Genomic DNA, 9,742 nt, shown 5'->3' on the forward strand with positions numbered 1-9,742 from the left:
TATTTTTTGGTTCTCGTGAAATACAATATTCATAAGCCCATAGTAGGGAATTGATACTTAGTAAAAATAAAAATATATTTTCCATTAGGAAATAATTGAATTCTAAGATTATGAAATCCGAAGTAATAGCCTTTGTGATGAAAATAATTAACAATATAAACGAAATTGCCTTGAAAAAAACCGAAGGCACTTTGCTTATATTTAATAAAAATAAAATATAAAATAAGAAATAAATAATAGCGCCGATGAATAAAAGTAAATGATATGTATAAGGTTTAGGATACCCAAACTCTCCTTGTTTTAAACAACCAAATAATTCTTCATATTTCGTTAAGCAATTAAATTTCATTATCAAAAACCATATTACAATAATACCTATTGGTAATAATAAGTGTGTTTGGATATTGTTTTTATTATAACTTTTCATATGCATTATTATTCTTCAATAGTTTTTAACAATCCCTCTGTAATATCAAAACCATAATCTTTGATTGGCGTGATTCCATCATCATTTAATAATTTTCCCCCTCTATATTTGGTTCTTAACTGAGTCTCCTTTCCATATTTTTCCAACCTCATTGAATTGGTGAAAATCATGGAGCGAATTTCACCTATTTCGTGAATTTGTTTTTCATTAAGATTATGCTCTTTTTTTATGTTTTTAAAATATGAATTTGCAAAATCTCTAGCATGAACCATTTCATGAGCAAGAATTTCCCATGAACTTTTCACTAAAACATCATCGATATACAAATTTGCTACACTCGCATATCTTATTCCTACATTTTTCGTACCATTAGTGAATATTCTAGGGCCTCCTTCAGGCGATCCCTCAGTAATAGAATTTTTTAAATCACTCATATCATTACCAATAAATGTGGCAGCATTTGTAACTTGAATTTTTACTTCTGATGAGTGTAAATCCCTAACTAGCGCTTTCCCAAAACTACTGGAATAGATATCATTTATGTCTTCTTGAAAGTTCCACGAAAATTTTGAATTACCCCACCATTGTGCTCGGGGAAAAAGTATTTCTCTACCATCTGGATCAATAAAATTAACGGGGTTATTAGCACAATATGCCATACTACTCAAACGGGGATACTTCTCCGCCAAAGGATCCACACTCAACCACACACTACTCCTCGGATCATAATACCTCGCGCCATAATAATACAGCCCTGTTTCATCATCCAGTTCCTTTCCATTGAACAAGAAAGGTGTTCTGTGGGTATTTGAATGTTCCTCTACGAACGTCTCTCCATAGGCAAAATATTCTAAGTGTTGGTAAACCTCTCCACTCGCATCGGTGATGAAGGAAGAAGAACCCAGATGATCCGGGTGGAAGTAATATGCAAATTTTTCGGTAGAACCACCACCATTTCCTCCGCCGTTGCCGTTTCCATTGTCATTTCCACCGCCCGGCTTAATTTGCCTCCAATTTTTTGAATTTTTAAAGGTGTCGGCGAACCTCCTTCGTCGGTTGGTCCCGGAGGAATTTTACCGGAGTTGCCCGGAGTGAGGAAGGAACCATCTTCACCGAGGAATTTCAGGTTTTTGACAAAGCCCTCAAAAACGAGTTCTTTCTTTTGATTGTAATTGACTTTTCCGTTCCCTGCGGCCTTCTTCAGGTCGGCATCCAGCTTGCTGTTACCGATCTTGGAGACGATGCGCTGCCCTTCGATGTAGAAGTGCTTGGTGTAGCCACCGCTGGTAAGCACCAGATAGGGATTCACATAAACGGTGTTGTTGCCCATGCTTCCTTTTCCACCTTTACGGCTGCCGTTGACGTCGATGCTCTGGCCGATGGTTTTCCCTTTAATCACGCGGGTGCCGCTGGCATCATAGACGTAGTTGAAGGTATTGCCATTGTCGGCGATGGCGCGAATGCGGTTTTCTTCATCCCATGCGAGGTTTCTGCGCTGACCGCTAAGATCATCCGTCCAGCCGCTGAGGTTACCGTTGGGGTCGTAGGCGTAGGTCTTTCTACCGATATGGATCGGAGCGTGTGGCTGGTCCTTGCCATAGGTATAGTCCTGCGCATAGGTGGTCTTGTTACGCGGACTCCAGTCCGTTTCGTCATAGCCTTTGCGGGTATGCTCCTGCGCTTTATGGGTGATGGCGCCGGCCTTATTGTAAGCCATGTCCATCTGGTAACGGTGCTCGTGGTTACTGCCAAAATGCTGGCCTTCGGCATGGGTGAGGCGGTAAAGCTCGTCATATTCATAATTATAGACACTTCCTCCGCCCATCAGGTTGCTCTCCGGTTTTTCGGCGCGGTTTTGCAGGCTGAGGATGTTGTTCACTGCATCATAGCCGTAGTGGTTGTCCATCATCGCCCTGCCTTTGGCCGTATAGGCTTGCATATTGGCCAGGCGACGGCGTTTGGGCTCGTAGCTGTAGTTGGTCACCGTACCGTTGCCGTATTTCAGGAAGGTGCGCTGCTCAAATTTGTCGTAGCCCAGCTGGTCCACATAGGCATATTTGTTACCGTCTTTTTGACCATACATCTGCTTCAGCAAGCCACCGGTATTGTATTCATAAGTCACCTTTTCCTCGTCGGGGTAAATCATCTCCGTCAGTCGGTTCCAGGTGTCGTAGGTGGTTTTCCTCTGGTCGAAAATTGGGGTCTTCGATCAGAGGGAGGAATCAACCTTGAAGATCTGAAGGGCAAATATGATATCAAAATAAAATATCCCCCCTCCAAGTCAGATTATCAAAAGAAGTCCATACTTTCTCTTCTTTCTTCAACCAAATAACTCTATTCACTTCATTCGTCCATTTCAATTCCATGACTTCGACCGTATCATTTTCACCCAAGTCGTTAGTGATCATAGAAAAATCTTGATACTCGAATCCTGTATAATTCTTAGTGATAATTATTTTCGAAATATTTGAGGGACTACCTAGTTCTTTCAATATTTCCTTTTCAGTTAAATTATTTAATGAAATATCAGCCTTTACAAAATTGCATTTTTCATTACTTGATAAAGAACAGTAGCAGCAAATTAAAATAATTACAATGCTTAATGCTATATTTTTAATCATCTTAAATCTTCTTTTATTGTTGACTTATATTCAATGTCAGAACCAAAAATATCATTAAACATTTTCGTGAAAGAATCATTGAATTTATCAACAACGGGTGATACCATTTCATTAATATTCCTTTGATCTACTTTCCCCTTCATTGCAGGTTCGGCCATAATATTCCCTTCCCATCCTTCAATTGGTAAATTATTTTCGTAATAATCTTTTATTCCAAATAGATGACCTGTTTCATGTGAAGATGGATCGTCTTTAGATAGTGGTAAATTAGATCGCCCTTTTCCTCTCCATTTACCACTATTCCCCCCAAGTCCCAAGACATAAGATGAACCACGATGCTCTTTGGAAACCTCAATATAATTATCGCCCCCTTTTTTTCTTATAAATCGAGGATCTCCTTTTAGAACTTTAACTTTTACATCGATTATTATTTCATATGAAGAATCACCATCTTTGTAGATCCAATTTTGTCCTTTATTATCTTTGCTCCAATCACCCATAATATTTGCCTGCATCATTTCAGCCACTTCTTGATTCGCTCCTGAACCATAAATATAAATAGTAGTCGAAACATTAATAGTATTTCCCTTGACAGATACTCGTGCATCACGGCCATCTGGATCTGAATATAAGATAGGATTACTCAATGTATATGCATAACCTGAAGTAGTTAAATACTTCTCCGCCAACGGATCCACCCCCAAAAACACACTACTCCTCGGATCATAATACCTCGCGCCATAATAATACAGCCCTGTTTCATCATCCAGTTCCTTTCCATTGAACAAGAAAGGTGTTCTGTGGGTATTTGAATGTTCCTCTACGAACGTTTCTCCATAGGCAAAATATTCTAAATGCTGATATACCTCTCCACTCGCATCAGTGATGAAGGAAGAAGAACCCAGATGATCCGGGTGGCATGAAATTTTTTAATTTAAAAAACTAAGGCTTAACAAATCTGCAATGAGTCAAATACATTTCCGTCATCAGATATATATTTAATTTCTGTTTTAATTCCATTTTCAAAGAATATTCTAATTCCTGCAGGGATAGGCAAATACTCTAATATGCATTCTACTTTGACTATTTGAATATTAGTCCTTTGCTCCCAGTATGAAGAGCTCAATACATTAATCAATGGGACTGGTAATGTTTCCAAACTAACAATTTCGTATTCAATACTACAATCCTCAGTTTTAGGGTAAAATGCAATAATTAGCTCTCTGTTTATCTCTAAATATAAATCCCCATCTAATTCCTCAAATTTTGAAAAATTAGTATTATCAAAAGGTTCATATAAATATATCCAAATATTTGTTATACTTTTTCCCTTTAACATAGTAGGGGTTTTGCATAAATTAAGAATGTTTTTTCTCATATAATTAAAAATTTACGAGAGTATCAAATTCACCAGTTTCTTTGATTAACCTGATTCCTTGTCGAGAGTCAGGGTTAAAAAAGTCGATTATTTCTTTTCCTTGTTGATTCCTCCCTGGTTTAATTACTTTATTATTAGCATTCATTACATTTTCTATGATTGATGTAACATTTTCTTGTGTTGCTTTAAGCCCTCTATAAGGTTCATCACCTCTACCTATTTTTTTACTTAATGCTTGTACTCCTCGAGATGTTTTTCCTTTCTGAATTCGAGATGCACTTTTGATTATATCTCCAATAGAATTAATACTAGATTTGGCAATGCTACTAAAGGCTGCTTTAGAACCTGTTTTTGCCATTAATCCTCCTCCTTTTCCGCCTGGATATATAGAAAGTGCATCGATTAATACGGAAATTGCGGATTGGCCTTTGCTCTCTGCATAAATATCGCTTTCATGTAAGAATACTTGTCCATTTTTATCTGCCGCTACAGTATACTGGCGCCTTAGCAAAAATGTATTTCCACCCGATAGAAGGGCTCCTGCAGATACACTTGAAACATTTTTTATTGAAGCCCAAGTATGTAAGGCTAGATATGAAATTAATTGATCTTCAGCGATAGGTTGATATTCCGTAGGACAATCCGGGCAATTCCCATCAGGGTCTACATACTTGACTGGATTACTCCATCCATAAATGTATGGAGATTTATCAACTTGGTTTTCATGTTCTGAGAGTGCATCCACACTCAACCACACACTACTCCTCGGATCATAATACCTCGCGCCATAATAATACAGCCCTGTTTCATCATCCAATTCCTTTCCATTAAATAAAAATGGCGTGCGATGCGTGTTGCTATGTTCCTCTACAAAGGTTTCTCCATAGGCAAAATATTCTAAATGCTGATAAACCACTCCGCTCGCATCGGTGATGAAGGAAGAAGAACCCAGATGATCCGGGTGGAAGTAATATGCAAATTTTTCGGTAGAACCACCACCATTTCCTCCGCCGTTGCCGTTGCCGTTTCCATTGTCATTTCCACCGCCCGGCTTAATTTGTCCTGGTGGGATCTTCCCAGAATTCCCTGGGGTGAGGAAGGAACCGTCTTCGCCGAGGAATTTCAGATTTTTGACAAAGCCCTCAAAAACGAGTTCTTTCTTTTGATGGTAATTGACTTTTCCATTCCCTGCGGTCTTCTTCAGGTCGGCATCCAGCTTGCTGTTACCAATTTTGGAGACGATGCGCTGCCCTTCGATGTAGAAGTTAGGTGATTCCCCCCCTTATTTAAGACTAGCCCCCTCAATAAGGGGAAGGTTAGTTGAAATTTTACATGTCCGATTTTTAGTTAATAATTATTTAACTCCTCATTCAAATCTCTTATAAACTCAGAAATACTAACCACAAAACCTGATTTATTATTGACAGAAAAAACATTGAGTAAATACTCATTTTCAATTATTACAGGCATAATATCTTGCTCAAATGAATCTAAATCTAATTTAAGAGAACGACAATTTTCCCAACCATCACCTAAATTACTCTGTATATATTCAGATGCACTCCATAAAGATATCATTTGATTATTATCTATTTCTGATAGGGCTAATTCATTTTTATCATCCACAATGGTCCATAGTTCCTCATAATCAGCTACTTTTTTTATGAAATATTGATACCTCTCAAATGGACTAAGCTTTAATACTGATTCTACTTCTTTTTTACTTAATGTCATTACATTTTACTTTATTGGTCTTTCTTTGTTTTTCCTTCCCCAATTATCAAACTTATGTTGCTTCCTGTGAAGGTCTCTACCTTGAAGGTTTGAGTGTTCATATCCATAACCTTTGGCTGCCTCACGGCCTCTTTCGTGCGCTAAATCTTTTCCTGGTGGATTTCTTTTATTTTTCCTTTTGCCTCTTTAATTTGATTAATATCTTGCTTAAGCCATCCCTTATCCGCCTTACCTAATTTAGGGTCAGAAGCCAACTTTCTCAATTTGGCCTGTTTTCCTTTTCTCCCCTTATTGATTCCATTGATCGCTTTTTTTAAATGATTTAGTATGTTTACTAATCTTACCTAGCTTACCAACGTTACCAATGTAAGGAATAACACCTAAACCACTAAGTGCTGCACTGCCATAGTTACCATTTTTTGCTTCTATGCTAGCGCTTAACACATCTGCTGTTGGAGTTGGATCTACTGTCCCAACTATGTCTAAAGCAGCAACCAGCAAGTCTTCTCCCTCAAAAACATAATTTCCACCAAAATCTCCAACAAATTTACTCGCATCTACAGAGACATCAATTAAATCAGTTTTTAAGGTAATACTTGAATTATTTTCCCCTTTAATTTCAATATTATCAAGCATTCCATCCGGATCTATACGAATGATTGGATTGTTTTGACAATAATTAAATGGAGAAAGCCAACTTCTTTCTTCTCCCAACGGATCCACACTCAACCACACACTACTCCTCGGATCATAATACCTCGCGCCATAATAATACAAGCCGGTCTCATCATCCAGTTCCTTTCCATTGAACAAGAAAGGTGTTCTGTGGGTATTTGAATGCTCCTCTACAAACGTTTCTCCATAGGCAAAATACTCTAAGTGTTGGTAAACCTCTCCGCTCGCATCAGTGATGAAGGAAGAAGAACCCAGATGATCCGGGTGGAAGTAATATGCAATTTTTTCGGTAGAACCACCACCATTTCCTCCGCCGTTGCCGTTTCCATTGTCATTTCCACTGCCCGGCTTAATTTGCCTCCAATTTTTTGAATTTTTAAAGGTGTCGGCGAACCTCCTTCGTCGGTTGGTCCCGGAGGAATTTTACCGGAGTTCCCCGGGGTGAGGAAGGAACCATCTTCACCGAGGAATTTCAGGTTTTTGACAAAGCCCTCAAATACGAGTTCTTTCTTTTGATTGTAATTGACTTTTCCGTTCCCTGCGGTCTTCTTCAGATCGGCATCCAACTTGCTGTTACCAATCTTGGAGACAATACGCTGCCCTTCGATGAAGTATTGCGATGATTCCCCCCCTTATTTAAGATTAGCCCCCTCAATAAGGGGAGGGATAGTTGAAATTTTGCTTCCTGTGAAGGTCTCTATACTGAAGGTTTGAGTATTCATATCTTCAAGTTTTGGCTACCTCACGGGTAACAACTCCTCATATTAATAATAATTACAATCTGATCTGATGTATGGTTAAGGTTTATAGTTATTACAGTTTAGGCAATACCCCGTACAAATTCTTAACAGAGAAAAAGTCTGCTTTGGGATAAAAATACCCTCTGATGCCATTTTTTGCGGATAGACCGACTATTCCATTGCTAGTTCCGTAGTACATGGTTTCCCCATCTTTAATTAAAGGCGTAGCAGCAATACCATAAAAGTCATAGCTATTCTTCCAAATATGACTTCCATCAATAATATTTAGAGCAATCTTTTCTGCATGAATTTTACCCATTTGCAGGTACAGCACATCCCCATCAAACAGAAAGTGCTGCTGAAGTTCTTTCTCGAAAGAATGTTCCCATTTTATAGTACCATTATGAATATTATAGCACCTTAAAATTTTCTTATATGTCAATCCTTCCATAGCAAAAAGATCACCTTCATATATTGCTACCTTATGCCCCTCAGTGTCTATATGCCAAAGCTCTTTATGTGTAGTTAGATCGAAACCAAATATTTTGCTATTCTCGTAATGAATCAGTACCTGATCAGATATTCCGGCAATATGTTTCCCATCGGTAATTTTCTCAACATAAGCACCCCCGGTAGTAATGGAATAAATGCTATCATCAGTGTCCACAAGGTAAATTTTATCATTATGAAAGCATGGTTCGGTCTCCCTAATATAAGAGGTGAGACTTTTATAAGTCCATATTTCATTTCCATTTTCGGGATTGACCGCCATAAAGGAACCATCATCATTGAAAACATACAGTACTCCCTCATTTAGATGGAAGTCCTTCTGAGGATTAATATCGGAACGTTCCCATTCTACATTTCCTGTATAAGCATTAACAGCCTTTACGCCATTTCCCGTAGATAAAATAAGGGAAGCATCATGTAAAACTCCATATTTGTAGCTACCGTCAAGATTATTTCCTGAGGCTATTTCCCAAACTTTGGTCTCATTCAGGAGATCAACCAAAGTGATTGTGTGGTTGTTGAAGGCATGTGATTCTTCTTTGATTAGAATTAATCTATCCGAAATATCCGGCATCACCTGGATGTTAATGCTTTTCGATTTTTCTTCATTGCCTATAGTGAAATTATCTAACTGGTCGTTTAAGGGTGTGCCGGATCCCATAAGCGGGATTTTAGCCAGTGTGGGAACACTCAGGATCTCTCCAGAAGCACTGAATTGATAGCCATTGCCTGAGTTAAGTACAATGTTATATTTACCTGGTTCTTTAAAATAGAAGTGGGTTTCAATATACTGTTCAGGCCCTAGTGGCTGTCCGACATGGTATTGGCCATATAACATAGCACCCTCAATAGAGGCATTTATGCTGATAACTTCCTCCTTATCATTTCCGGAATCATCATTCAATGGATCTCCTTCTTTGGAGCAAGCAAAAAAAATGAAGGTAAAGCCCAGTAATCGCAGGGCTAAACGATGGTTTAAAAAGTTCATAGGTTAATTGATTTTATTGTGTTATTTGAGATTTTGGCTTATGTAATTTTTATTTGGAATGATTTTTCCAATACCTGTGCTAAGAGCCGATGTTTTTATCTTTAATTACACGGGTGCTGACCGCTCGGTTTCTATTTACCGAGAAGTCAATTTTTTTTAGGGAGTGGCCTAAGCCATACTCGAAAAGTCGTGTAACACTTAGGCCAGAGAGGCGGCAGATATTTTATAAACCTTGGCCAAACTTTGTCAAATCGATATTTTTTCCAAAAAATTGAACTGATTCCAATCCCTTAATTTTCAATAAAGAAATGACGGAAACAGAAAGAAGGAAAAAAAACACTACCCATGAAAAGATATACAAAGGTAAAATAAACCTTCCCAGGATAACCTTTTTAAAATGAGGGACTATCAAAACATTTATTTCTTGCCCTATAGAGTAACTTTTGTCCGTAGGTAATGAGGTATAAAGTATATTATTACCTTCTTTTTCTTTACACCAGTAAACAAAATCACCATTATTATATTCAATATTTTTTATAATAACAGTTCCTTTTTCTCCAAAAACGAGATAATCTGTTTCATATAAAGACAAAACCATATGAGTAGAGCAATAGACAATAAACCCCACAATGACTAACAAATATCCCAATTTATCCGATGTTTTCATTT

At 37.9% G+C, this 9,742-nt stretch carries 13 protein-coding genes and 1 pseudogene; 1 reads left to right on the plus strand and 13 read right to left on the minus strand.

Features of this window, described 5'->3' with window-relative positions; translation table 11 throughout:
- Positions 1–435: 435 nt before the first annotated feature.
- The 6 genes from AAA970_RS27060 to AAA970_RS27085 form a co-directional block, all read right to left on the minus strand.
- Positions 436–1,332 (minus strand): RHS repeat-associated core domain-containing protein, encoded by an 897-nt coding sequence (locus tag AAA970_RS27060; RefSeq protein ID WP_479531376.1) that lies wholly within the window; start codon positions 1,330–1,332, stop codon positions 436–438.
- Entirely contained in the window at positions 1,278–2,573 is a 1,296-nt protein-coding gene (locus AAA970_RS27065) for an RHS repeat domain-containing protein (protein ID WP_338240082.1), read from the minus strand. The genes AAA970_RS27060 and AAA970_RS27065 overlap by 55 nt, the downstream gene beginning before the upstream one ends.
- 109 nt (positions 2,574–2,682) lie before the next feature.
- The gene (locus AAA970_RS27070; protein ID WP_338240083.1) at positions 2,683–3,048 is read right to left on the minus strand and encodes a hypothetical protein; all 366 of its coding nucleotides are present in this window, start codon (positions 3,046–3,048) and stop codon (positions 2,683–2,685) included.
- A complete protein-coding gene (locus tag AAA970_RS27075) occupies positions 3,045–3,974 on the minus strand; it encodes an RHS repeat domain-containing protein (RefSeq protein ID WP_338240098.1) in 930 nt (309 codons plus the stop codon). Before AAA970_RS27075 ends, AAA970_RS27070 begins: the two co-directional genes overlap by 4 nt.
- 23 nt (positions 3,975–3,997) lie before the next feature.
- Positions 3,998–4,426 carry a hypothetical protein gene (locus AAA970_RS27080; RefSeq protein ID WP_338240084.1) on the minus strand — a complete coding sequence of 143 codons (429 nt, stop codon included), beginning with the start codon at positions 4,424–4,426 and terminating at the stop codon, positions 3,998–4,000.
- Positions 4,427–4,430: 4 nt separating this feature from the next.
- Positions 4,431–5,342 carry an RHS repeat domain-containing protein gene (locus tag AAA970_RS27085; RefSeq protein ID WP_338240085.1) on the minus strand — a complete coding sequence of 304 codons (912 nt, stop codon included), beginning with the start codon at positions 5,340–5,342 and terminating at the stop codon, positions 4,431–4,433.
- Between AAA970_RS27085 and AAA970_RS27090 the strand changes: the two genes are divergently transcribed.
- Positions 5,328–5,699, plus strand: coding sequence for a hypothetical protein (locus tag AAA970_RS27090; protein ID WP_338240086.1), 372 nt, complete (start codon positions 5,328–5,330; stop codon positions 5,697–5,699). The genes AAA970_RS27085 and AAA970_RS27090 overlap by 15 nt on opposite strands.
- Positions 5,700–5,773: 74 nt before the next feature.
- On the opposite strand, the gene AAA970_RS27095 is transcribed toward AAA970_RS27090, so the two are convergent.
- The 7 genes and pseudogenes from AAA970_RS27095 to AAA970_RS27120 form a co-directional block, all read right to left on the minus strand.
- Positions 5,774–6,160 carry a DUF2750 domain-containing protein gene (locus AAA970_RS27095; RefSeq protein WP_338240087.1) on the minus strand — a complete coding sequence of 129 codons (387 nt, stop codon included), beginning with the start codon at positions 6,158–6,160 and terminating at the stop codon, positions 5,774–5,776.
- Positions 6,161–6,166: 6 nt separating this feature from the next.
- Positions 6,167–6,286: pseudogene (locus tag AAA970_RS27920) on the minus strand (hypothetical protein); the annotation flags it as partial.
- A gap of 14 nt (positions 6,287–6,300) precedes the next feature.
- Entirely contained in the window at positions 6,301–6,423 is a 123-nt protein-coding gene (locus tag AAA970_RS27100) for a hypothetical protein (RefSeq protein WP_338240088.1), read from the minus strand.
- Between the two features lie 25 nt (positions 6,424–6,448).
- The gene (locus AAA970_RS27105) at positions 6,449–7,117 is read right to left on the minus strand and encodes an RHS repeat-associated core domain-containing protein (protein ID WP_338240099.1); all 669 of its coding nucleotides are present in this window, start codon (positions 7,115–7,117) and stop codon (positions 6,449–6,451) included.
- Entirely contained in the window at positions 7,036–7,401 is a 366-nt protein-coding gene (locus tag AAA970_RS27110; protein WP_338240089.1) for a hypothetical protein, read from the minus strand. Before AAA970_RS27110 ends, AAA970_RS27105 begins: the two co-directional genes overlap by 82 nt.
- Positions 7,402–7,648: 247 nt before the next feature.
- Complete coding sequence (locus AAA970_RS27115) at positions 7,649–9,073, minus strand: outer membrane protein assembly factor BamB family protein (protein WP_338240090.1); 1,425 nt, start codon at positions 9,071–9,073, stop codon at positions 7,649–7,651.
- A 223-nt stretch (positions 9,074–9,296) separates the two neighbouring features.
- On the minus strand, positions 9,297–9,740 hold the full coding sequence (locus AAA970_RS27120; RefSeq protein ID WP_338240091.1) for a hypothetical protein: 444 nt from the start codon (positions 9,738–9,740) through the stop codon (positions 9,297–9,299).
- Between the last annotated feature and the right edge of the window lie 2 nt (positions 9,741–9,742).

The organism is Persicobacter diffluens (assembly GCF_036244895.1).
In the GTDB taxonomy this organism is placed as follows: domain Bacteria; phylum Bacteroidota; class Bacteroidia; order Cytophagales; family Cyclobacteriaceae; genus Persicobacter; species Persicobacter diffluens.